Genomic DNA, 23,043 nt, shown 5'->3' with positions numbered 1-23,043 from the left:
AAACGGCAGGAAGACAAGTCGGCCGATCCGAACTCCCCAAACTTCTGGCGGCTGCGCGAGCGTATTCCGACGCTGCATTTCATGTCGATCAGCGTCTTCCCGGCGCACGACTATGATCCAGTATTCATCCTTGAGGCCAATTTCGACGGGCCGGAAGGCGCTTTCTGGAACGATCTGACGGCGGTCGTGGGGGAAGAGCTGCGGGTGATGATCCGTTGCTGCAAGCGCCCGAGCGATGGCACAGGGGCGCTGTATGACGCGGTGACGGCGCTGGCGTCAAAACGCAGCGTTGCACCGTACTTTGAGGCGCGGACGCAGCGGCCCAGCGTCTTTCACCACGGGAACCGCGGCTTGGCGTGCCAGCAGATCCTGCGCGATCACAGCGTCTTTCTTGAGACGGTGGAAGAACTCGACCGTCGCGCACCGCAGCTTTATCGCGGAGAGGCGCCCGCCAAGGTTCATGCTGACCTTCGCACCGCGCTCCTCCCCAACCACCGCTGGCTTGACGATCAAGCGCCTGAGCGCATTTCGCCGGCTGAACGCATTACGGACTGGGCGGCTTTGACCCTGTTCGTCCTGCTGCTGCTGGCCGTTGCCGCTGCACCCGGGCTGCTGCTGGCTGGCCTCGGAGTAGCGCGTGACCATTTGGTCGCGATGGCGCTGGCGAGCGTGGTTGCAACGGCGGCGGCGCTGTTGTTCTGGGTTCGCCATCTGGAAGTGCGCGACAGCTCACATGATCGCCCTCGACAGGACGAGCGGATGCTACGTGAGATGATCCGGCGTGAGGACTGGATCACCCAGAACCACATGGGATCAATCGTCCTCATCAAGCCGGGTGTCCTGCGTACCGTCATCGTCCGCGCGGGGCATCGGGGCCTCCACCTCGCCCTGCGTGCGCTTCGGGCCTCTCGCGCCGGCTACCTTGGCAGCATGCGCACTGTTCACTTTGCGCATTGGGCGTTTCTGAACAACCATAGCCGGCTGCTGTTCTTTTCGAACTTTGACCATAGCTGGGACTCCTATCTCGATGACTTCATCGAGAAGGCGCATGGCGGCCTGACCCTGGCCTGGGGATGCGGCGTCGGATTCCCGACCACACGTTATCTGGTCGGCGAGGGTGCCGAGCATGGTCGTCAGTTCAAGGCCTGGGCTCTCGCCAGCCGGACGGTGAGCCGCTTCTGGTACAGCGCCTATCCCGACCTGACTGTGGATCAGATCGAGCGAAACCACCGCATTGCCAACGGACTGCGCAACAAGTCGCTGGACGACAGTGCAGCCGAAGCCTGGATGCTGGACCTGTGAGCACCTCTAGATCGTCGTCGAGCTGGAAATTGGCACCTGATGCTGCGGCCAAGACGCAAGGTCTGGTCGTGAGCGGCTTTGGCGCCCTCCGCTTTGGTCGCGCGCTTTGCCTGAGCTTCGGGCCTGACCTGACCGGGGGAAGTTGGTTGTCCGTGCTGGAGCGGGTCGCGCCCGTCACGAATGCCGTGCCGCCAGGCAAGGGCGAGACGGGATCGCGGGCTGCGGCGCTGGCACTTAGCTGGTCCGGTCTTCGGCAGATGGGCCTTGAGGAAACGGCGCTCGCCTCCTTCTCCCGTCCCTTCCGAGAGGGGATGTTGCAGGAAGACCGCTTGCGCCGTTTGGGCGATCGTCGTGGCGACGATTGGGAGACGACCGTGGTTCCGGGCGGCCCGGTCTGGAGCGCGAACACCCCCTTGCGCGCCAGCGCCGCCGGCCTGCGAGGCGGGTTCGACGTGCCCGACGGAACGGCGGCAGAGGCGCACGTCACCACCGCCTTGTCCGTCCACGCGATGTTGCTGCTCTACACCGGCAGCGACGAGGATGCTTCGGCCTGGTGCGCCGAGGTGGAAGCCGCGCTGCGACCTGTCGGCGTCACGGTGGCGCGAAGCCGCTCGCTGTTCATTGATCCGGAACATCCCGAACAGGGCAACATCAGCCGCGAGCATTTCGGCTTCGCCGATGGTCTATCACAGCCCGACCCGTATGATGTCGGCGGCGCGGTAACGCTGGACGACGTCCCAGTCACACAGCCCCGTCCGGTGCAGGGCGTACCACTGGGCGACTTCCTTATCGGGTACCGGAACGGCCATGGCGAACCATCGCCCGGCCCCGTTCTGCCGGTGCCACCCCCCGACGACGACGGGCCGGCTCAAGCGGGTCTCGTCCGGCATCCCACGGCAGAGGGCTTCCTGGATCTGGGCCTGAACGGCAGCTACATCGTCGTTCGTGAACTGAAGCAGGACGTGGCCGCCTTCTGGCAGTCCATGGACGCTAATGCGGACCGCATCCGTAGACACGACCCGAAGCATGCTTCGCATGTCACCGCCGACTGGATTGCGGAACGGGTAATCGGCCGCAACAAGGACGGGCACCTGCTCTGTCCCAAGGGCACGCTACCGCCCGTCAATGGCGCGCCGAACAATGATTATCTGTTCTGGAAAGACGACCGCTATGCGCATGGTTGTCCGGCCGGCAGTCATGTTCGCCGCGCAAACCCCCGCGACGCCCTGGCGCCCGACGATGCCTCCCGCCCCAGCTTGCTGGAAGCGGCGAACCGACACCGCATCCTACGACGGGGCCGCAAGTACGGAACGTCCATCGCCGATCCACGGCAGGATGACGGACAGGAGCGCGGCCTGCTGTTCATGTGCCTCAACACCGACATCGCCCGACAATTCGAATTCGTGCAGCAGACGTGGCTGCTGAACAGCAGCTTTGCCATGCTTTACGGCGAGGAGGATCCCCTTCTCGGCGCACCGGGGCCGATGACGATCCGGGAAAAGCCGCTACGTCGGATCGTCCAGGTGGAAACCTATGTGCAATTGGTGGGCGGGGACTATTTCTTCCTCCCGAGCTTGCCCGCGCTCCGCTACTTCGCGCTGCTATGACCCCGGCAGTCTCGGGCCCGATCTACCGTTGGGAGGTGGGCCGGAAGGGGCAGCTGGCCGCCGCGATGCTCCAGCTCGCTCCGCCTGTTATGGCCCTGCTGCGGACGGTCAGGCCGCTGCTCCGCCTGGGCAGCTTCTGGGTCGTGACACGGTATGATGACGTGCTGGAGGTGTTCGATACGGACGCGGTATATGGCGTGCCTTATCAGCCGAACCTTCAGGTCATCACCGCCTCTCACCCATTTTTTCTCGGGATGCCCGACGGCCCCGAGTACCAAGCCCAACTTGCGACGATGCAAGCGGTCGTGTTGGCGAGTGACCTGCCCCACCTGGGTGACGAAGCGGAGCGGTTGGCGGCGGCAAGGATCGGCGCCGCGAATGGCCGGATCGAGCTGGTCTCCTTCGTGCGTGGCGTCGCGTTCGACCTGATCGCGCGCTACTTCGGCATCAGCGAGCCTGCGCCGGGCAGCTTTGCGCTCTGGGGTTCACGCCTTTTCGAGTTCCAGTTCACGGGATCGGCGCAGGACAAGGCTTGGCGGGCCGAGGCGGAAGAGTTCGCGGTCAATTTTCAGAAGCATATCGACCGCGCGATCGCTGCTAGGCGGGAGGTCGTGGCCGCTGGCGTCAGCCCCGATGATGTCCTCGGCCGCTGCCTGGCGCGCCAGGCGGCCGGCGCACCCGGTTATAGCGACGTCGAGATCCGCACCGCGATCCTGTGCATGATCGTCGGCGGCCCGCCACAGCCCCCGATGGTGCTGCCCCAGGCGATCGAGCAACTCCTCCGACGTCCCGCCTGGTTCGCCGCCGCACAGCAAGCGGCACGGCTCGACACGCCCGACAATAACGACCGCCTGCGCGCCATCATCACCGAAGCGATGCGCTTCGATCCCCTGGCTCCGGGCTTCAAACGTGTCGCCCTGAGCAGCCACGAACTGGCCAGCGGCACCCCACGCGCGCGTCGCATCCCGGCCGGCGCCACCGTGTTCGCGGCCACTGCGTCGGCGATGATGGACGAACGCCGCGTTCCCCAGCCCTCATGCTTCGACCCGGACCGGCACGCGCATAACTATCTGCATTTCGGGCACGGCCTGCATGAATGTTTCGGCCGCTTCATCAATCACGCGACGCTCCATCGCATGGTGAAGCCGCTGCTCGCCCGACCGGGCTTGAGGCGAGCAAGGGGCAGCGCCGGGCGGCTCGAAAAGCGCGGCCCCTTCGCCCACCGGCTGGAACTGGTCTTCGACGACGATGCCTGAAGCAACAGGTCAGGCGAACTCGTTCGTCGCGGCAACATAACGCTTTCGGCCCAGGTGCCCCGCGCTTTTGAGCGCCCTTAGCCGGCCGGACAAAGTCGCGATCCGCTCGGGATAGCTGACACTCCCGATCGCAAGCAGCGCTGCTTCCCGATCAGCCTCTCTTGGCTCGGCCATCGCCGCCCTGACGACGTCTACCTTGGCGCGACCTTGGTGATGGATATCGGCTATGAGCGCACAGACGGTGTCGAGCTGTCCATCCAGGCGGTAGCGAGGGTGATAAGTACGCGCCATCTTGCGGCCGAGGATCCGGGCCGCCACGCGAACCTGAAGCTTACTGGACTCGCCGTCCTGGTTCGCCCACCAGATCAGGCGCGCGGCCTGCAACACTTCCTGCTCGTCCACCAGCTTCCGATTTGGGTTGAGGAACGCCATGAAGCGTTGAAGCTGCATCTCTCCGCTGGCCGGGTCCAGGATGCCGGCCTCCAGGTCGGTTGCAGTCCCATCGGGGCTGACGTTGAATACGCGTCCTCCACGCAGATCAAGCTCGGGAAACAATCGCCTGAACTCGGGATCGGCAAGCGCCTCGCGGAAGAACAGAATAAGGTTGTCGTCGGGTGTGTGCGCAGCCAGTTGATAGAAGCCGAAGGTAAAGCGTGCCCGGTCATAGGTGTTGACCAGGTTCATGAAACCCCGGCTCTCGCATGCCGCCGTGAGATCGAGAAGATACGCCCATTGGCCGATCACCCCCGCATGATCCTCGGGAGCAAAGACCGGGCCGTAGTAGCGCGCTACGGGGAAGAAGAGGCCGAAGAAGCCTTTTGCGGGCTGCTGGATCTCCACCCCGGCGAGAAACGCCTTTCCAGCGTCGTCTTCGGCCCGCCGTGCGATCCAGTCCTTCTGATCACGCCTCAGTTCAAAGGCGATCGTTCCTTCCGACACTCCTGCCTGTCCCGACGGATCAACCGCGAGGACCAGGTCGCTATGGGGAATTTCGCCAAAGAAGAGCGCCTGATCGCCCGCGTATAGACGCTGGAAAGTGTCCAGGAACTCTCCGACGGGCTGGCTCGTGACTCGGTCGAGGGTGTTGGAATAGTGGTAGACGATGCCGTCGCGGACGATCCCGACATGCTTCTGCGGGATGTTGCCCATCGTCTTGGTCGCGATCGACACGACGTCCCGGCGCGTCACGAAGACCAGTTGCGTACGGCTCTGATCTGCATCGGCCCACAACCCGACGCGCGGGCACTCGGCGAAGATCTCGTGTACGCGCAGGTTCGCGCCTGACGCCGAGCCACCGACATGGGCGCGACATGTATAGCCAAAATCCAATCCCAGGGCGTGTGCCACAAAATGGGCGCAGTGGTTGGCGCGATCATCGGTGAAGCCGTTTCGGCACAGTTCGGTAATGCTGCGGCCGACCAAAGTCTCGACCTCCAGCACGTCGACATCCCCGCCGTCATTCATATGCGGAGCGGCGGGCCGCATCGACGCCGGCTCCGGTTCCGCCGGCTGGTCTATGTCAGGTAGGTCGGCGCCAACCTCCGTCCAGACCGCCTGCACACCACCGCTGCGGATCAGGCTGCGGGCATGATCGGACGGGCTGGCCCGGCAACGACCCCATTGAAAGTGCGGCAGGTCAGGCGAGGTCCAGTTTCCACCCCATTTGCACCCGTGCCTGGCGAAAACGGCCGCGACGTCTCGGAACCAGTTCTCGCCCCGGCCCGGCTCCCACAGCTGGGTCGCATGGATCACATCCACCGCCAGACCATAGCCGTGCCAACTGAATTCGTTGGTCGGCGCGTTGGTAACGGTGTGCCTGGGTGGCTTTACCGTGCGGCCGCGCTGAAAATAGATCGCCTGCAGTTCCGGGCTACGGAAGCCTTCATAGACCATTGCGTTGAGCGGCCCGCCCGGCCTCCCCTGGTCATTGCAGTCCAGGATGGCCGCTTCCACGGCCGCCCGGAAAGCTGGGGCGAGCAGATTGAGGTCGCGGCTGACCTTGATGGTTTTCGCTTGCGCTCCTGAACTCATGCGACTCCCTCCTCGACACCGTCCGCCCAGTTGTTGGGGACGAAGGGAAAACCGCCGGGCGTAGCGGCGCTGCTGGCGCGCGGCGTCGGGCCACCCGCGGCTATGTCCGGAAAGGGCGCATGCGGCGCCTGGGGCGCAGCTCTATCGTCCTGCGTGTCTGCGGGCTGGCGAGCCTTTGGCCGATCCTCCGACCCTTCCTCAGGACTCTTTTCTGTCGGTTTCACCGTTGAACGGATCACCATCAGCCGATTGAGCGTATCAAACCAGAATGGCGCGCCGAGCATCATCGCCGCCGCTGTGATCAGCCAACCGATCAACATCTGGATGATCGCACCGGGAGTCAGGACCTCGACACGGCCGCCAACACAGCCCGGCGTTGGCGCGGAACAGGCGCGGGCCTCCATCTGTGCTGCGGGCCGGCCCCTGCGCCAGCCGATAGGCAGGCCGTAGCTTTCGATCTGCGCGGCAAGTTCCTCCGGTCGCGCCCCGATCGCTCCGGAGGGTCCTGAACTCCGTATCGTCGCCTGCGCCTTCTCGACTAGCGCGTTCCGCAGGACCTTGTTGCTTTGCAGGCGCTGGGCGATGGTGACCGCGTCCACGTTCAGCACCACGGCCAGTGTCAGTCCGATCAGAAACAGGATCAGCTGGGTACGCCGCTTGTACCAGCCGGAAACCCGATCCATCGTACCGTCGAACCAGCTTTCCAGATTGCGTCGTGCCGCGTCCAGGTCTCCCCTCGCCTGGTCGATCGCGAACAGGACGGCGCGGCGGACCTGAGGATTGGGGAACTGTGCCGCTGCCTCCCGGAGCGATACCATGGTCAGTGGCGGCGTAACCGTTCCGTATGGTGAGTAAGCCGCCGAACCCTGATGCACCATGTCCATCAAAGCGCGGGCGAACTGGTTGGCCGGGATGTAAGACGGTAGCTTGCCTCCCCGGGCGATCAGGGCCTTGCTGTTGGGTCGCTGGTAGTCCCCCGCAAACAGGGAATAGACCAGGGGATGCTGGTAGAACCGCTCCGTCAGTACGCCATCTTCCTGGAAAATCTGGCGAACGCCCCGTTCCAGGTCGGACGCGCGCGTCTTCATGACCCCCTCGATGGCCTCGCGCAGCGACGTGCAGAGCAAGCTCATCATCAGGAACAGCAGGGCGAGCCCGATCGCCACGTCGATAGTGTCAAAGGAGAACATCGCTCACCCCCTTTTGCCCGGGTTCACCGTCAGACCCGGACGAATGGCACTCCGAGGCTTGTACTCACGGCGGCCAGTGCAACGGAGATTGCCGCGTTCACCGCGCGCTCTGCCGTGACGATGCCGATGCCTTTCACGGCCATCAGCACGGCCCGAGACGCGTTCTTCTGGACGTCGAGGTGAAGCTCCATCTCCTCTTCATCGATGACACCCGCCGCGCGGAGTTGCCCGATCTCCGCGATCGAGACGGCGATCTTGGCGGCTTCTGCCCGAGCAAAGGCGTGTACCTGCCCGCTGCCACTTCCAATCGCGGTGGTCATCGCGCCAAGCACGTCCTTGGTCACCTGCGCCAGATCGATGGAGGCCACGCCGTTTCCTTTCCGCTACCGGCTTTGCGAACCCGCCGGCTTTGCTCGCTCGATCTCCAGGATTGAGGCGAAGCTCGTGTCGATGCCGCGCGACAATGGGGAGAGTTCGGCCATCGCAAGGCAGCGCCCGCTGGCGCTCGATCGCTTGTGCAATTCCTCAAGGCTAGCCAGCGAGCTTCCGAGTCCCCGGACCTGTTCAATGGTCGGGTCGTTCTTGGGCTGGGAGACTACGCGCCGTTCCAGCGCTGCGACGTCGTTCTTCTCCTGAGCGTAAAAGGCGCGATGCGCTTCGTGGAGGCACGCCGGCGCGGTTTCGCCGGCAAGTCGCTGCAGATGATCATTCGTGGTAGCACGAAGCGCGTCAGTCATGCTTATCGTTTCGGTATCGCGACGCGCGATCAGGTCAACCGCACATCCCGTTACAAGAAGCGCCAATGTTATCAGGATGACCAACGGCCCGCCTCGGTCCGCGGCATAGAGGCGGGACTCGTGGAACATCATAAGCCCGAACCCCCGGCGATCATCTTTATTGTTCAGGAGGTATGGTATGGGATCATCATCGACCGGTCACCGCGGCCTTTAATCGTACCGGCTTTTACCCGATGCGCTGCGCACGGGGGCGCTCGGTTACACCTGCTGACCACATGGGGGTTCCGCGCTCGTCGCGCCTCAGAGGGTGAACACTAGCTAACTGCAAACCCGGCAATCGGGGCGACAACACTAGTGGCCGGGCTGCAAGCATGGCCCCGCAAGGACTTATTCGACCTCCGAACCGTTGATCCAGCGGCGGAGGATCGTCAGGTCGGTGTCGAGCGCCAGCAATGACGCGAGCTGCCCCGCCGCGATCCGGCCGACCTGGTCCCCTAGCTTCAGGAAGTCGGCGGGATGCGTGCTCCCCATCGCGACTGCTTGAGCAAGGGGCACGTCCAGCATGTGATGAGCGTTGCGGACGGCCGCGATCATGGACAGGTCCGCGCCGGCCAGCGTTCCCTGCTCATCGACCAGCCGCCCGTTTTCCGCCCGGATCCACCGCCCGTCGAGAGCGAAACCGTCGGCCGTTCCTCCGGTGGTCGGCATGGCGTCACTGACGAGTAGAAACCGGTCGATCGGCTTACAGCGCAGCGCCAGCTTCAGGGTGATGGGGCTGACATGCACGCCGTCAACGATCAACGAGCACCAGACTTTTTCGTCGAGGAGCGCCGCCCCCACGGCCCCCGGCTCACGATTGCCTAATTGCGACATCGCGTTGAACAAATGCGTGAAGCCGGTCACCCCCGCGTCGATCGCCTGGTTGATCGCCTGATAAGAACCAGCCGTATGGCCAGCGGCTACGATGATACCGCTTGCTGCCAAACGTCGGATCGTTGCTGCGCCAACAAGCTCCGGCGCCAGCGTGACCAACGTCCTGCCGCGGCGCAGTGAGCAAAGAACGGCAATGCCGTCTCCGTCCAGCGACCGTATCTTGTCCGCGGCATGAATGCCTTTGCGAGCGACGTTGATGAATGGCCCTTCGATGTGGATGCCGAGCACGCCGGGCACGCCCTGCTCGATCGCGTGCTCCACGGCGGTGACACCGGCGCGGATCACGTCGAGGTCGTCGGAGATTAGCGTGGGCAGGAAGCCGGTCGTGCCGAACCGTGCGTGCGCGGCCCCTATCCTTCGGATCGTGTCCACCGTCGGGGCGTCGTTGAACAACACGTCCCCGCCGCCATTCACCTGTGTATCGATGAAGCCTGGAACCAGCATCGCGCCGGCAAGGTCGACGCGCTCGGCCGCCACAGGCACGTCGGCAGAGTCCAATACCGCCGCAATCCGGTCGCCATTGACCAGCACGGCGAGCCGTTCGGCGAAGTTGCCGTCCACCAGCACCCGGGCATTCAACAGAGCGCGCATCAAACGGTCTCGGTCACCTTGTGGAGATAGGGCGGTTGATCGGGATCGAAGCCGCGGCGCACGGACAGGGCGCTTGCCGCGCGGTAGAAAGCCTGAACTGCGAGAATGGATGCCAGCACCGGATCGGTGGCTGGCACCTTCAGCCATGTGGTACCGGCTGCGCTCGGCCGATCGCTCGCGACGACCACGCGCGCGCCTTGGGCGAGAGCATCCTCGATCAGTCGGTCGGTTCCGTCCGCCGATCCATCGGCCTGGCGGAACACCAGCAACGGCAGGTCCGGCCCGACCAGCGCCAGCGGTCCGTGGCGAACCTCCGCCGCGCTGAACGCCTCTGCATGAAGGCCGCACGTTTCTTTCAGCTTCAGCGCTGCCTCTTGAGCAATCCCAAGACTAGGACCTCGCCCGATCACGTACAGCCCGCGCGTGTCCGCCAGCTCGCCAACCAGGGCAGCCCAGTCGCACTCCCAAGCTTCGGCAAGCAGCTCGGGCAGGCCGGCGAGCGCGTCGCGCAACGCGTCGTCATCCGCCCATTCGGCGACGAGGGAAACGGAGGCGGTCAACAAGGCGATAAAGGACTTGGTCGCCGCGACGCTCGTCTCTCGTCCCGCCTGCAACGGCACAACAACGTCGACCGCGTCAGCTAGCGGCGAGTCGGCGGCATTCACCAACGCTAGCGTGCCAGCACCAGATGCCGAAACGGCGGCCATCGCAGCAAGAAGATCCGGGCTCTTGCCAGACTGTGACAGGCCGATCGCGAGCATCCCGCGAGCCATGGGTGAGCTGCGGTAAATGGACGCGATCGAAGGCGACAGGGATGCCACCATCACCCCCACTCGCGTTTCGACCAAGTGCTTCAGGTACGTCGCGGCATGGTCGGAACTGCCCCGAGCACAGGTCAGCACCGTGTGGGGAGCCCGGTCGCGTAGCATCTGTCCCGCCGACGCCATGACGTCGCGGTTGAGCGCCAATTGCCGCGCGACAACCTTCGATGCTTCGCCAGCTTCGGCGAACATCCGGCTATGGCTCGGGTCGACCATGGGCTTATCTGGTCGTGAGCTCGGCGACGAAGTCATAAGCGTCCCCTCGATACCAACTTTGCGTCGCTTCGATGACGCGGCCGTCATCCAGGAAGCCGCGGCGTTCGATGAACAGGCCGGCGGCCCCCGCCTCCACGGTCAGCAACTCGGCCTGCGCGGCATCGAACAACACCGCCCGCAGCCGCTGCAGTGCCCGGACCGGGCGATTGCCGGTCTTCTCCAACGCCTCATACAGGGAGGCGTCGACCGCCTCTGTCCCGGGCAGGGCAAAAGCGGGAATGGTGCTGCGCTCGATCGCCATCGGCAGTCCGTCGGCGCAGCGCAACCGATGGAAGCGATACACCGCCGCGCCGGGGCTGAGCCCCAGGGTCATCGATTCGTCGGGCGTCACTACGCCTTCGCTCTGCAGCAGCCACTCGCTGGTGACGGTGCGACCCCGGGCGGCCATGTCCTCGGTAAAGGACGACAGCTTGGCAAACTGCTTCTCGACGCGGCCGGTGACAAAGGTGCCGGCTCCATGCCGCCGCACCAGCAGCCCGTCGGCAACCAACGAGTCGAGCGCCTTGCGCACCGTGATCCGGGACACTTCAAAGTCGGAGGCCAGATCGCGCTCGGCCGGCAGCGGCTCCTCCGGCCGGATCACCCCCTGCTCGATCGCGTCGCGCAGCCCTCGCGCCAACCGCTGGTACAGCGATCCCCGGCCGGCATCGTCCAAAGGCCCGATATGGGTAGCTAGGTCAGTCATCCATTCCCCTCCAGGCCTATGTAGAACCAATTCCGTACCACTGCCAAGAGCGACCGGGAGAGCAAGCTCCCGATCCCGTAAAAAAGATGCTTGACGATGCCCGTGTTCAGCAAGATGGTATCGGAATTGGTATGTCACTGGTACGGTAATTAGCCGCCCGGTGCAGCCGTACATAATGGGGGAGTGCAACGTGGTCAGACGCCTTTTCCTCGCCGCTTCGGTCAGCACGGCAGCCGTTTTGGCAGCCACCGCCGCCCACGCGCAAACGACGCCCAACACTCCCACCGACACCGCGCCATCCGGCACGATCAAGCCCGCGCCCAGTGACAATGGCAGCACCGGCGAGGCCGCGGGCCAGGACGACGTGGTCGTGACCGGCATCCGCGCATCGCTTGAGGCGTCGATCGAGGCCAAGCGCCAGTCCTCCGTTATCGCGGACATCATCTCGGCCGAGGACATCGGCAAGTTCCCCGACAAGAACGTGGCCGAAGCGCTTCAGCGCGTGCCCGGCATCGTCATCAACCGCGAGTTCGGCGAGGGGGAGCGAGTGTCACTCCGTGGTACCGCCCCCAACCTGACCAAGACGTTGGTCAACGGCCACGGCATCGCGACAGCGGACTGGTTCATCCTGGACCAGCAGGCCGCAACCCGCTCCTTCAATTACCTGACCCTGCCAGCCGAGATCGTCGGGCAGCTGGACGTCTACAAGTCGCCCCAGGCCGATGTGGAGGAAGGAGGCATTGGTGGCGCCATCAACGTCCATACCCGACATCCGCTCGACCTGCCGCGCTGGTCGATCAACGCCGCTGCCCAGGCGGTCTATTCGGAGCGGTCGGACAAGTTTGATCCGCAGGGCTCGGGACTGATCAGCTGGAAGAACGACGCCGGAACGTTCGGCGTCCTGGTTGGAGGCGTGTACCAAAAGCGTCGTATCCGCCGCGACGGTGCCGAGGTGCTGGGCTATCAGGCAGGACCAGCCAATGTCGGGGGTGCGCAAATCCCGTCGCTGATCGGCTCGGCGCTCTTCCAGCAGGAGCGTGAGCGCTATGGCGGCAATGTCGAACTCCAGTTCAAGCCGTCGGACAACCTTGAGATCGTCGCGACCGGCCTTTATTCGCGCTTCAACGCGTCAAACTTCAACCAGAACTTCATGGCGTGGGGATCGAACGCTCTGGGTGGCGGTGGCACGGTCACCAACGCGACCATTGTCGACGACACGGTGGTGAAGGGAACGGTGACATCCAGGCCAGCCGTCGACGCAAATGGCAACCGCACCGACCGCGCGATCGTCTATGACGCGATCTATCGCGATGCGTTTGCGGAAACATGGTCTGGCGACCTCGACCTGACCTACACCTTCGAAGGCGACGGGGTGCTTCACCTCAAGGGAGGGCTGACGCGCGCACGGGGCAAGACTGCAAATCAGCCCTTCTACGAAGGGGGCGCCGCTGGCAGCTTCACATTCGACATCACCGGGCGCGTTCCGCAGGTCAGCTTCACCGGCGCTGATCCGACTGTTCCGAACAATCTGAACTTCGACTTTTCTTCGCTTCACCAAGTCGGCAACACCGATAAGGAGAAGTACGCCTATGTCGACTTCGAGCAGCCGGTCGGCGGCCCGATCTCGTCCATCAAGGTGGGTGGCAAGTACACCGACCATGATCGTAACGCGTATTTCTGGGCGACCACCTATGGCGGTTTCTACCTGCCCCTGGTTTCCACCGGTTGCGCCGGGCGCCCGTGCCAGTCTGTCGACTTCGCCGGCGGCTCCTTGCCCGACGACTTCCTAAGCAACCTGGCCCTGCCGGGCACGCTGACCAACTACTTCAACGTGGACACTGGCAAGCTGCAAAGCATCCTGAACGGCCAGCCGGCCGAGACCCGCGCCCACGTCCTGAACCCGCCCGAGAACTACTCGATCAACGAGAAGACCTATGGCGGCTACATCATGGTCAAGGTCGGCGAGCCGCAGGTCCAGGGCTTTCACGCCAATATCGGCCTGCGCATGATCCACACCGAGCAGACATCACGCGGGAACCAGCTGGGTGTGCCGGCGGCGACGCCTGGCGCAATCGACAACCCGTTCGGCACCTATCTGCCGATCACGGTCAAGCGCGAATACACGGACTTCTTGCCCGCCGTGAACGTCTGGTTTGACCTGACCCAACAGCTGATCTTCCGCCTAGGGGCGGGCCGCTCGATTGCTCGGCCGGACTATACCGACATCGTACCCCGCGTCAGCCTGAACCCAGGCTCGCTGACGGGCGACGGCGGTGACCCCAACGTCCAGCGCTATGAGTCGGACGACTATAACGCCAGCCTGGAATGGTACCCGGATCGCGAAACGATTTTCGCCGCCGCGCTCTATTACAAGAACATCGCGAGCTACATCGTGAACCGCACCGACCAGGAGATCTTCCCGGTCCAGACGGGTACACCGAACCTCGCCCGCTGTTCGCTCGTCAATGCGGGTCAGCAGCTGTACAATTGCTTGTTCGACATCAACCGCCGTTCGAACGGATCGGGCGGAAGCAACTTTGGCGTGGAGCTACAAGCGTCGCGGCGCATCTGGGGGCCCTTTGGTGCCGTCGTGAACTACACCTATTCCGACGCAAAGTCGGACAGTGGCGACCCGATCCCCGGCAACTCCAAGCACTCGCTGAATCTGACCGGCTACTTCGAGAACGACTGGCTCAGTCTGCGTGCGTCATACAATTACCGCTCGGCCTTCTTCATCAACATCGACCGCGCATCGCCGCTGAACCAGGGATCAACCGACTCGCTCGACGCCTCGGCCAACCTGAAGATCACGGACTATCTGTCATTAACAGCGGATGCGGTGAACCTGACCAACACCAAAATTCTGCAATATGCCGGCACGGAAACTCGATTCCGCGCGCGCTACGACAATGGCCGCATCTTCTTCGCAGGCATTCGGGTGAAGTTCTGACCCTTTCCCATCGCGAGCGAGACCGGCAAGATAGTGCCATGCGTGGACTGATTGCGTGGCTGGCCCTCCTGGCCGCTTCCCCGGCTGCGGCCCAGGCGCCGGCTCTGCTGCCGACACCTGCGGCCATGCGGACCACCGGCGCTGGGTTCGTCCTGACGCCCGGGAGCGTGGTGGTCGCGCGCGACGCGGGCGAGCGGAACGCGGCCGCGCGATTTGCCGAGCTGATGGCGGTCGGGGGCGTACGCGTCGCCACCGTGCGCGCAAGCGCAACAGGGACGGCGGTCCGATTCCTTCGCCGGCCTGGTATGCCTGCGGAGGGTTACCGGCTTGAGACCGGCCCGGGGGGCGCCACGATCACCGCTTCCGACAATGCCGGGCTCTTCTACGGCGCGGTTACGCTGTGGCAGCTGGCGAGCGCCGGTGCGGATCACCGCGTTGCAGGAGTGACCATCGACGATCACCCCCGGTTTCGCTGGCGGGGCCTGATGCTCGACAGCGCGCGGCACATGCAATCGCCCGAGTATGTGCGCAACCTGATCGGGTGGATGGCGGCCAACAAGCTCAATCGGCTGCACTGGCATTTGGTGGATGACCAAGGCTGGCGACTGCCGGTTCCAGCCTATCCCAAGCTGACGAGCATCTCCGCCTGGCGGCGCGGCGCGACCGCCCCCGGTGCTCCACCGCTTCCGCTGGAAGGCGGCTTTTATAGGCCCGAGCAGATCCGTGACCTGGTTGCCTATGCCGCGGACCGCGGCATCACGATCGTGCCGGAGATCGAGATGCCCGGGCACGCCCTTGCGGCGATCCGCGCCTATCCAGAGCTGGGCATGGGTGTGCCGATCCCGCCCGGTGCCGAGTCCGATTACGGTGTCTTCCCCTGGCTCTACAACACCGACGAGGGAACCTTCCGCTTTCTCGAAACGGTGCTGACCGAGGTCATGCGCCTGTTCCCCAGCCATGACATTCATATCGGCGGCGATGAGGCAACCAAGGAACAGTGGCTCGCGTCGCCCAAGATTCAGGCTCAGATCAAGGCGCTCGGGTTGAAGGATGAGGACGCACTCCAGGGCTGGTTCACCGCGCGGGTCGGACGCTTTCTGGCCGCGCATGGTCGCCGGCTGATCGGCTGGGACGAGATTCTCGACGGCGGTGTCCCGGCCGATGCGGCGGTCACGTCGTGGCGCGGCGTCGACGGCGCGATCAAGGCGGCAAGGGCCGGCCATGACGCTGTGCTCAGTCCCGCACCAACACTGTACATCGACAATCGCCAGGGAACCGGCCCTGCGGAGCCGCCCGGGCGCGGCCGGCTGATCACGCTTGCCGACATCCTCGCCTTTGATCCCATTCCGGGCTCCCTCAGTGCCGACGAGCAACGACATATTTTGGGCCTGCAGGCGAACCTCTGGACCGAGCATGTCCGGACGGACCAGCGCGCTGCCTGGATGATGTTCCCCCGCGCGATGGCAATTGCGGAGATCGGCTGGGCGCCCGCTGCCAAGCGCGACGTGGCCGGCTTCTCACGCCAACTCCTGCCGCAGATCGACAGGCTGCGGCCTTTTGGGCTCAAGGCCGCTACTAGCGCCTGGGCGGTCACGGTGGCACTCGATACGCGGGATGCCGTCAGCGCTCTAGCGACGCTCAGCACCCAATCCGGGCTGCCGATCCACTACACGCTGGACGGCTCAGCGCCGGGCCTGGCGTCGCCTCTCTATGGCAGCGCCGTCAGCGTGCGCGCTGGCCAGCAACTGCGCGCTGCGAGCTTTATCGACGACCGCCGCCTGCCCGGCGCTTACACGCAGCAGCTTGACGAAGCCGCCCTGCTCAGCCGCACGAGCCATGAGCTTACCCTGTGCAGCGACGGAGTAGCGCTGGACCTGGAGGACGACTACCCCGCCCAGGGCCCGCGCGCGCGTTTCCTGCTTGACGTGTTCAACCCATGTTGGCGGTGGGACAGGGCGCCGGTGGCAGTCGCACGCTCGGTGGCGATCGACGTCGGTCAAATCCCATTCAACTTTCAGGTCGGCGCCGACCGCGAAAAGATCCACTTTCGCGCACCCGCCACGCCTGCGGGCGAGTTCCAGGTTCGCAGCGGCGGGTGCGATGGCAAGTTGATCGCCAGCCTGCCGCTCGCGCCGGCGGCGAACCGACCCGGGGTGACACGCCTGACGGCTCCCCTGCCTAGATCAACTGGTACAGCCCACCTTTGCTTCACCTACACGGCCCGCGGCGTGGATCCGCTCTGGGCGATCGAGCGGGTCGCGCTGCTCCCATGACGGGGATCACCCTGCACGCCCCCTTCGCCGGTTGGCTGGGGCCGCTGGACGAGGTGCCCGATGCGGTCTTTGCCGAGCGCATGATGGGTGACGGGTTCGCGATCGATCCGACGGAAGGCGTGCTCCGCGCGCCTGCTGATGGCGAGGTCGTGTCGGTCCCCACCAGCGCCCACGCGATCACGCTGCGGCTGGAGAATGGCGCCGAGATCCTGCTCCATATCGGCCTGGAAACAATAGCCCTTGGTGGCCGTGGCTTCTCCTCGCTCGTGACTTCGGGTGAGCACGTGTGCCGTGGACAATCGCTGATCGAGTTCGATCTCGACCAGGTCGCGCGCGATGCCAGGGACCTGATCACGCCCGTGGTGGCCGCGAACGGCGGGTCGGTAAGGATCATCAACCCCGGCCGACTGGTCGCCGCCGGCGATCCCGTGGCAGAGGTGGCGGCGAGCGGCGCATCGGACACAGAAGCCGTCGTCATCGAAGCCAGCCGGGTTATCACCGTTATGGCCCCCCATGGCCTTCATGCGCGCCCGGCAGCCCGCATCGTTCAACTGCTCACCCCCTTTTCTGCGACCGTGAGGCTGACGCACGAGGACAAGCAAGCGAATGCTCGGAGCATCGTCGCGCTGCTGGCCCTCGGCGCGGCGCAGGGCGCACAGGTGCATGTAGCCGCGTCGGGACCTGACGCCGACGCCGCGCTCGACGCACTGGAGCAGTTCGCGTCGGAGCGCTTCGGCGACTCCGGTGACGGACTTCCCCCCCCTCCTCTCGCCCGCAGCGGGCCGGTTTGCGCGGTTCCGGGCATTGCCATCGGTCGTGTGTGCCAGTTTCGCCCTGCCACCATCGACGTTGCGGAACAGGGCGCCGGGGTCGAAGCAGAGATTGCGGCGCTCCAGAATGCGATCAGGGCGACCGGGGCCAGCCTTGGCACTGACGATCTGGCGCAGGCGCACCGCATGATCCTGAGCGACCCTGACCTGCAGGCGTCGGCGAGCCGCTTCATTTCGGAGGGCAAGAGCGCGGGATGGGCCTGGCGCAACGCGACGAAACGCGCCTCGGCCTCGCTACGCGGGACGGGAGACGTCCTGCTGGCCGAACGCGTCGCGGATCTGGAGGACGTAGAGGCGCAGTTGCTAGGCCATCTGACCGGCCGCCCAATGCGCGCCCCGGTGATCGAGCCGAACACCATTCTCATCGCCCCCGACCTGCTCCCCTCACAGTTTTTGGGGCTCAACCTCACCAATCTGGAGGGCATCTGCACCGCGGCCGGCGGCCCGACAGCGCACGTGGCTGTGCTCGCGGCCGCTGCCGGCATTCCGATGCTCGTCGCGGCAGGACCGGGCGTGCTGCATATAGCGGATGGCGATCCGGCTATCCTCGATGCCGAGAACTGCCGTCTGACGGTAAACCCGGACGCATCGGCGCTGGACGCGGCGAGTGTCGTGATCGCCAGCCGACGCGAAGCCCGCACGGGGGCGCTCCGTGCGGCGCAACAGCCCTGCACTACTGCCGACGGTACCCGGATCGAAGTGTTCGCGAACCTGGGTTCCGTGGACGATGCCGCCGCAGCCGTGCGCGCCGGGGCGGAAGGATGCGGGCTGCTACGGACCGAGTTCCTGTTCCTCGATCGTGCCGAGGCGCCAACGGAGGCAGAGCAGCAGGCGCTTTACGCGGCCATCGCTACCACGCTCGACGAGCGGCCCTTGATCATACGCACCCTGGACATTGGCGGCGACAAGCCAGTCCCTTACCTGCACAGCCGGCCGGAGGAAAACCCGGCACTTGGCCAGCGCGGCGTGCGCCTATCGCTAGCGAGGCCCGACCTGCTCGAAACGCAATTGCGCGCGATCCTCGCCGGGGTGCCGGGCGCGCAGTGCCGCATCATGCTGCCCATGATCGCCGACATCGGTGAAGTCGAGGGGGTGCGTGCGTCGCTCAACCGGGCAACGCTCGCGATCGGGCGGACGGATCCGGTCCAGCTCGGCATAATGGTCGAGACGCCCGCCGCAGCGATGATCGCGGACCACCTTGCCGCCAAGGTCGATTTCCTTTCGATCGGCACGAACGACCTGACGCAATACACATTGGCCGCCGATCGCGGCAATGCGGGCGTTGCTGCGATGGTCGACGCGCTGCATCCGGCGGTGCTTCGGCTGATTGCACGGACCGTCGAGGGCGCGGGACGGCATGGCCGGTGGGTGGGCGTGTGCGGCTCCCTCGGCTCCGACCCCCGCGTCGCGCCGTTGCTCGTCGGGCTTGGCATTACGGAGCTGTCAGCCGTCCCTGCAATCGTTCCGGAGGTGAAGGCGGCGATACGTGCGGTCACGATCGCCGCCGCACGTGCGCTGGCGGCACGAGCACTCGCGGCAACATCTGCCGCGGAGGTTCGGGCATTGCTGGAGGAACAGGCATGATCGGCCGTGGCGCGCTTGAACGGCTGCAACCACTCGGCCGCGCCCTGATGCTCCCCATCGCCGTGCTGCCCGTAGCCGCGCTGCTGCTGCGCCTGGGGCAGCCCGACCTGCTCGCCATCTCTTTCGTGGCCGCGGCGGGACAGGCGATCTTCGACAATCTGGGATTGCTGTTCGCTGCCGGTGTTGCGGTCGGGCTGGCGCGGGAGAACCATGGCGCAGCCAGCCTTGCCGGCATCGTCTGCTACCTCGTCGCAACCGAGGGCGCGAAGCCGCTCCTAGCCATTCCTCCCGGTACCGTCGCTGCCACCGACCCCGTCTATCGCGACATCGCCCTGGCCGCCTGGAAGGCGAAGGAGATCGCCAAACTGTCCGTGCCCGCCGGCATCCTGTCCGGGGTAATTGCGGGCGCACTCTATAATCGTTTCCACGCTATCCAGCTGCCTGCGTCGCTAGGTTTCTTCGGGGGTCGACGCTTCGTGCCGATCGTATCCGGCGTCGCTGGCGTGGCGCTTGCCCTCGCCTTTGGGGTCGGCTTTCCGGTGTTCGAGGCGCTGGTAGACGGGCTGAGCCACTGGGTGGTCGCAGCGGGGCCGCTCGGGCTGTTTTTCTACGGCCTGGCGAACCGCCTGCTGCTGATCACGGGCCTGCACCACATCATCAACAACCTGGCGTGGTTCCTAGTCGGTGATTTTCACGGCGCGACAGGCGATCTGAAACGCTTCTTTGCGGGCGATCCCACCGCGGGAGCGTTCATGGCGGGCTTCTTCCCGGTCATGATGTTCGGACTGCCCGCCGCTTGCTTCGCCATGTACCGTGCGGCCCCTCCCGAGCGGCGGCAGGGCGTGGCGGGATTGTACCTCAGCCTTGCTCTCACCGCATTCCTGACGGGCGTGACGGAGCCGATCGAGTTCACATTCATCTTCTTGGCGCCCCTCCTGTTCGCGGTGCATGCCGTGCTGACCGGGGTGGCGATGATGCTGATGAACGCCTTGGGTGTGAAGCTCGGGTTCGGCTTCTCGGCTGGCCTGCTTGATTATGTGCTGAACTTCGGCCTGGCGACCCGGCCCCTGCTGCTGCTGCCGGTGGGACTTGCCTATTCCGGAATCTACTACACAGCCTTTCGCTGGGCCATTCGGCGGTTCAATCTCATGACACCGGGCCGCGAAGCGGTGGCAGCTGCCAGTGCCGATGACGCCAGCACAGCGTCAGACGCACGGCCCGGCCGCTTCGTGGCTGCACTGGGAGGAGCGGCCAATATTGCGGAGCTGGATGCTTGTACGACCCGTTTGCGCCTCGTTCTTCACGACGCAGAGCTGGTCGATGCGCAGGGCCTCACAAGCCTTGGCGCGCGAGGGACGCTCAACCTGGGCCGTGGACGCGTACAGGTGGTGGTCGGGCCAGAAGCTGACCAACTGGCAGCGGCGATGAGGCAGATGACCGGGGCCGAGACGTCTGTCGCCCCTTTCTCGCCATCAAGAGCGGTTCCGGACAGAGCTACCTTGCCAATTCGGTACGATGACGAGCTTGGCCTCCTGGTTCAAGCACTTGGGGCCGCTGCTCCGGACGGGGCCCTCGCCCGTGGAAGGCGCCTCGTCCTGGAAGGGGTTTCGCAAAAGGTGCGCGACACTCTTTCTTCCGCGCCAGGCGTCAGGGCCACCGCTGACGGGAGCGGTTCCTTGCACTTGCTCTTGAACGGGGAGGCAGCTCCGGTGCTGGAAGCATGGCAACAGGCTAAAGCCGTTCGCCCGACTAGCTGATCGGGCGCATCATCCCAAAGCCTGGGCTTTCAGGATCCAGCCGGCACGGCCAGCTATGCCGTAACAAGCACCCTTTGAGGGCGCGCGGGCGAAGTGTCCGCCAGAAGGTACGCAGGGTCGAAATCCCCTGCGCGTGCCAACGCTCTCCAGTCGTGGATCTCAACGACGCCAGCCTTTATCGAGACAAGGTTACTGAGCGCTTTCAAGCAGCGGTTCACGTGAATTGAGGTTAGCGCCGCCGCGTCGCCGAGATGCTCCTGCGTTAGCGGTAGGGCGTAGCTGGTGGAAGCAGTTCGGTCCTCACCTGAACGTATCGCCATCTCGCAAAAAAGATGCGCCAGCCTGGTCTGCGCATCGCGACGGCCGACGTTGACCGCCCACTGCATCAACACCGCCGCGTCGAGCATGCAATCCCTCCAGAATGCTTCGGCTACGGCCGGGAAGCGTGCGGCCACTTGACGCAGGGCGGCGTGGGGCACGCGCAGAATCACGGTATCACTGATGGCGCTGACACCTCCAAGCCCGACCGCTCGTACGGTCGAGTGCAGATCCACCATGTCGCCGGGGAGGTAAAAGGCTGTGTACTGGCGCGCGCCGCTCCCGGTCTGCGCAAACCGACCCACCATCCCCGATGCGACCAGAAAGGCTGAGCCGGTGGCGTCGTCCAGTTCAACGATATCCCGACGCCTGTCATACGCGATCGACTGGCTCGGAAGAGAAAGGATCGCGTCCTGCTCCTGCCGGCCAAGGGCCGATCGTTTCATTAGACGATCGACGAAGAGTTGCATTTGGTCCTGAGACGAGGTGCTCATGGCCGCCTCCCTTATTGCAAGCGGGAGCGCGGTAAGCTGTCTCTCAGTCGCGGAAGCCTGCGGGCCTTTGATCGGCGATACTAACATAGCGCATGAGCGGCGGAGATGATCCGCCGAAGACGCGTGATTGGGCGAGCGGATCAAAATGTATTTCTTGCCGGGCCTGAGGCGGCGGCCGCCGGGTGTCTCCGGACCGTTGGGACATTCTCTCGCTAGTGTGCAGGTTGAGCTTGTGCCCCTTCACCGAGCGCCTGTTCCCCAGCCGGGGCAGGTAGGTTCGTCGGAGAAAGGGCGGGCACTGGTTGGGAAACGGGTGGTTGCTCCAGCATCGGCGGCTGGGCCGGCGGCACATGAAGCGCCCGCCACTTCGGACTATGGAGCCGATCGATCTCAGCCTTGCGCCGATCGAGATAGTGCTTGCGTGAAGCGGCGTACGAATCAGCGGAATTCTGGATTTCACTTAGCCTGTCATCGAAAGCGACGCGGTAGTCCAGCGCGCTGAGCACGCTTGTAGGGATCGTGTAATAGGCTTTGTTGAAGGGTGCGCCGACGGTTGTTGGCAGGACGAGACGGTCAACTGTCAGTCCGAAAAGGTCTCGCACCGTCGTCGGACCGATGATCGGCAGGAAGAGATATGGGCCAGGGCCGACGCCGTAGTAGCCCAACGTGTTGGCCAGGCTGTTTGGGCGATGGGGAAGGTTGAACGGCTTCTTCTTGGCCACGTCGACAACGCCGGCCAGACCGATCGTTGAGTTGATGGCAAAACGGCCCAGCGTCTCAGCAGCCTTGCCGGGTTTAAGCTGCAGCAGATAGTTCAGGAAGACGATCGGTTCTTGCACATGATCCAGGAAATTGTGGATGCCGCGTCGGATTGGCCTTGGTAAGCCCTTCTTGTACCCCCTAGCGAGGGGCGCGACGATCGCCCCGTCCACAGCCTGCACGGCTTTAAAGGACTGCACGTTAGCCCGCTCCAACGGGTCGGTGGCGGAAGAGCGGCGCCCTGAGACAACGACCTCGTCGGACGGCTCGGCGGTTTGGGTCGAAGGGTCACCAGACGTACGCTCAACTGAAGTCTGGGGAGCAGGCGCCTCCGGAACAGTAACGGGACCGGGGCCAGTTTGGAGCGCCCCGCGCAGAATGAGCGGCACGATCGCGCCGGATTTAGCCGGAGCGGGCTGTTCCTTCCAGCGGTCTGACGGGGGTAGTGCAGAGGCTGGAAAGAACGGCGGAGCGTCGCCTGTTGGCGAAGGGACCAGAACCATCGCTGCGGTAATCAGGCTGAAGCTCATGCTTGTTCCTTGTCGACCTGACGACCGACCTGCAATTGGCGTTTCCGGGCAAATAACGAACGTCATGGTCGCGGCAAAGCCGCCCTGACGGCCGCGGGCCGCGGTAGCGCGACGGTGAC

16 protein-coding genes are annotated in these 23,043 nt (G+C 64.8%); 7 read left to right on the top strand and 9 right to left on the bottom strand.

The window, feature by feature from the left end:
• Positions 1 to 81 precede the first annotated feature (81 nt).
• The 3 genes from FHS94_RS06855 (at position 82) to FHS94_RS06845 (ending at position 4,165) form a co-directional block, all read left to right on the top strand.
• On the top strand, positions 82 to 1,302 hold the full coding sequence (locus tag FHS94_RS06855) for a hypothetical protein (protein ID WP_184056057.1): 1,221 nt from the start codon (positions 82 to 84) through the stop codon (positions 1,300 to 1,302).
• A 68-nt stretch (positions 1,303 to 1,370) separates the two neighbouring features.
• Positions 1,371 to 2,909 carry a Dyp-type peroxidase gene (locus FHS94_RS06850; protein ID WP_221234615.1) on the top strand — a complete coding sequence of 513 codons (1,539 nt, stop codon included), beginning with the start codon at positions 1,371 to 1,373 and terminating at the stop codon, positions 2,907 to 2,909.
• Positions 2,906 to 4,165: a cytochrome P450 gene (locus FHS94_RS06845; RefSeq protein WP_184056053.1), complete on the top strand. Its 1,260-nt coding sequence runs from the start codon at positions 2,906 to 2,908 to the stop codon at positions 4,163 to 4,165. The genes FHS94_RS06850 and FHS94_RS06845 overlap by 4 nt, the downstream gene beginning before the upstream one ends.
• A gap of 9 nt (positions 4,166 to 4,174) precedes the next feature.
• Here FHS94_RS06845 and FHS94_RS06840 read toward each other — a convergent pair whose 3' ends face one another.
• From FHS94_RS06840 to FHS94_RS06810, 7 genes are all read right to left on the bottom strand, one after another.
• Entirely contained in the window at positions 4,175 to 6,196 is a 2,022-nt protein-coding gene (locus FHS94_RS06840; RefSeq protein ID WP_184056051.1) for a M15 family metallopeptidase, read from the bottom strand.
• Positions 6,193 to 7,386 carry a hypothetical protein gene (locus FHS94_RS06835; RefSeq protein ID WP_184056049.1) on the bottom strand — a complete coding sequence of 398 codons (1,194 nt, stop codon included), beginning with the start codon at positions 7,384 to 7,386 and terminating at the stop codon, positions 6,193 to 6,195. Before FHS94_RS06835 ends, FHS94_RS06840 begins: the two co-directional genes overlap by 4 nt.
• A 29-nt stretch (positions 7,387 to 7,415) precedes the next feature.
• Positions 7,416 to 7,754: a hypothetical protein gene (locus tag FHS94_RS06830; RefSeq protein ID WP_184056047.1), complete on the bottom strand. Its 339-nt coding sequence runs from the start codon at positions 7,752 to 7,754 to the stop codon at positions 7,416 to 7,418.
• Positions 7,755 to 7,769: 15 nt separating this feature from the next.
• Positions 7,770 to 8,123 carry a hypothetical protein gene (locus FHS94_RS06825; RefSeq protein WP_184056046.1) on the bottom strand — a complete coding sequence of 118 codons (354 nt, stop codon included), beginning with the start codon at positions 8,121 to 8,123 and terminating at the stop codon, positions 7,770 to 7,772.
• A 387-nt stretch (positions 8,124 to 8,510) separates the two neighbouring features.
• Positions 8,511 to 9,647, bottom strand: coding sequence for an N-acetylglucosamine-6-phosphate deacetylase (nagA, locus tag FHS94_RS06820; RefSeq protein WP_246348417.1), 1,137 nt, complete (start codon positions 9,645 to 9,647; stop codon positions 8,511 to 8,513).
• On the bottom strand, positions 9,647 to 10,684 hold the full coding sequence (locus tag FHS94_RS06815) for an SIS domain-containing protein (RefSeq protein WP_184056042.1): 1,038 nt from the start codon (positions 10,682 to 10,684) through the stop codon (positions 9,647 to 9,649). The genes nagA and FHS94_RS06815 overlap by 1 nt, the downstream gene beginning before the upstream one ends.
• Before the next feature lie 4 nt (positions 10,685 to 10,688).
• Complete coding sequence (locus FHS94_RS06810; protein ID WP_184056040.1) at positions 10,689 to 11,429, bottom strand: GntR family transcriptional regulator; 741 nt, start codon at positions 11,427 to 11,429, stop codon at positions 10,689 to 10,691.
• Positions 11,430 to 11,619: 190 nt separating this feature from the next.
• On the opposite strand from FHS94_RS06810, the gene FHS94_RS06805 reads away from it, so the two are divergent.
• Genes FHS94_RS06805 through nagE form a run of 4 tightly spaced genes read left to right on the top strand, consistent with a single transcriptional unit; the run spans position 11,620 to position 20,823 of the window.
• Complete coding sequence (locus FHS94_RS06805; RefSeq protein ID WP_343055202.1) at positions 11,620 to 14,379, top strand: TonB-dependent receptor; 2,760 nt, start codon at positions 11,620 to 11,622, stop codon at positions 14,377 to 14,379.
• Positions 14,380 to 14,417: 38 nt separating this feature from the next.
• Positions 14,418 to 16,652, top strand: coding sequence for a family 20 glycosylhydrolase (locus FHS94_RS06800; protein ID WP_184056036.1), 2,235 nt, complete (start codon positions 14,418 to 14,420; stop codon positions 16,650 to 16,652).
• On the top strand, positions 16,649 to 19,066 hold the full coding sequence (gene ptsP, locus FHS94_RS06795) for a phosphoenolpyruvate--protein phosphotransferase (protein ID WP_184056034.1): 2,418 nt from the start codon (positions 16,649 to 16,651) through the stop codon (positions 19,064 to 19,066). Before FHS94_RS06800 ends, ptsP begins: the two co-directional genes overlap by 4 nt.
• The gene (gene nagE, locus FHS94_RS06790) at positions 19,063 to 20,823 is read left to right on the top strand and encodes an N-acetylglucosamine-specific PTS transporter subunit IIBC (protein ID WP_184056032.1); all 1,761 of its coding nucleotides are present in this window, start codon (positions 19,063 to 19,065) and stop codon (positions 20,821 to 20,823) included. The genes ptsP and nagE overlap by 4 nt, the downstream gene beginning before the upstream one ends.
• 53 nt (positions 20,824 to 20,876) lie before the next feature.
• Here nagE and FHS94_RS06785 read toward each other — a convergent pair whose 3' ends face one another.
• Together FHS94_RS06785 and FHS94_RS06780 are read right to left on the bottom strand one after the other, a co-directional pair.
• A complete protein-coding gene (locus FHS94_RS06785) occupies positions 20,877 to 21,635 on the bottom strand; it encodes a Crp/Fnr family transcriptional regulator (protein ID WP_184056030.1) in 759 nt (252 codons plus the stop codon).
• Between the two features lie 212 nt (positions 21,636 to 21,847).
• Positions 21,848 to 22,990 carry an MlaA family lipoprotein gene (locus FHS94_RS06780; protein ID WP_184056028.1) on the bottom strand — a complete coding sequence of 381 codons (1,143 nt, stop codon included), beginning with the start codon at positions 22,988 to 22,990 and terminating at the stop codon, positions 21,848 to 21,850.
• Between the last annotated feature and the right edge of the window lie 53 nt (positions 22,991 to 23,043).

It is taken from the genome of Sphingomonas aerophila, assembly GCF_014199305.1.
GTDB lineage: Bacteria > Pseudomonadota > Alphaproteobacteria > Sphingomonadales > Sphingomonadaceae > Sphingomonas > Sphingomonas aerophila.
The sequence above is the reverse complement of the archived record's forward strand: the minus strand, read 5'-3'. Positions and strand labels throughout refer to the sequence as shown.

Bases quoted from the DNA above. Each gene is read 5' to 3' on its own strand.
- FHS94_RS06785 (WP_184056030.1), bottom strand. From the start codon at position 21,635: ATGAGCACCTCGTCTCAGGACCAAATGCAACTCTTCGTCGATCGTCTA.
- FHS94_RS06780 (WP_184056028.1), bottom strand. From the start codon at position 22,990: ATGACGTTCGTTATTTGCCCGGAAACGCCAATTGCAGGTCGGTCGTCA.
- ptsP (WP_184056034.1), top strand. From the start codon at position 16,649: ATGACGGGGATCACCCTGCACGCCCCCTTCGCCGGTTGGCTGGGGCCG.
- FHS94_RS06810 (WP_184056040.1), bottom strand. From the start codon at position 11,429: ATGACTGACCTAGCTACCCATATCGGGCCTTTGGACGATGCCGGCCGG.
- FHS94_RS06800 (WP_184056036.1), top strand. From the start codon at position 14,418: ATGCGTGGACTGATTGCGTGGCTGGCCCTCCTGGCCGCTTCCCCGGCT.
- FHS94_RS06835 (WP_184056049.1), bottom strand. From the start codon at position 7,386: ATGTTCTCCTTTGACACTATCGACGTGGCGATCGGGCTCGCCCTGCTG.
- FHS94_RS06825 (WP_184056046.1), bottom strand. From the start codon at position 8,123: ATGACTGACGCGCTTCGTGCTACCACGAATGATCATCTGCAGCGACTT.
- FHS94_RS06840 (WP_184056051.1), bottom strand. From the start codon at position 6,196: ATGAGTTCAGGAGCGCAAGCGAAAACCATCAAGGTCAGCCGCGACCTC.
- nagE (WP_184056032.1), top strand. From the start codon at position 19,063: ATGATCGGCCGTGGCGCGCTTGAACGGCTGCAACCACTCGGCCGCGCC.
- FHS94_RS06815 (WP_184056042.1), bottom strand. From the start codon at position 10,684: ATGGTCGACCCGAGCCATAGCCGGATGTTCGCCGAAGCTGGCGAAGCA.
- nagA (WP_246348417.1), bottom strand. From the start codon at position 9,647: ATGCGCGCTCTGTTGAATGCCCGGGTGCTGGTGGACGGCAACTTCGCC.
- FHS94_RS06845 (WP_184056053.1), top strand. From the start codon at position 2,906: ATGACCCCGGCAGTCTCGGGCCCGATCTACCGTTGGGAGGTGGGCCGG.
- FHS94_RS06855 (WP_184056057.1), top strand. From the start codon at position 82: ATGTCGATCAGCGTCTTCCCGGCGCACGACTATGATCCAGTATTCATC.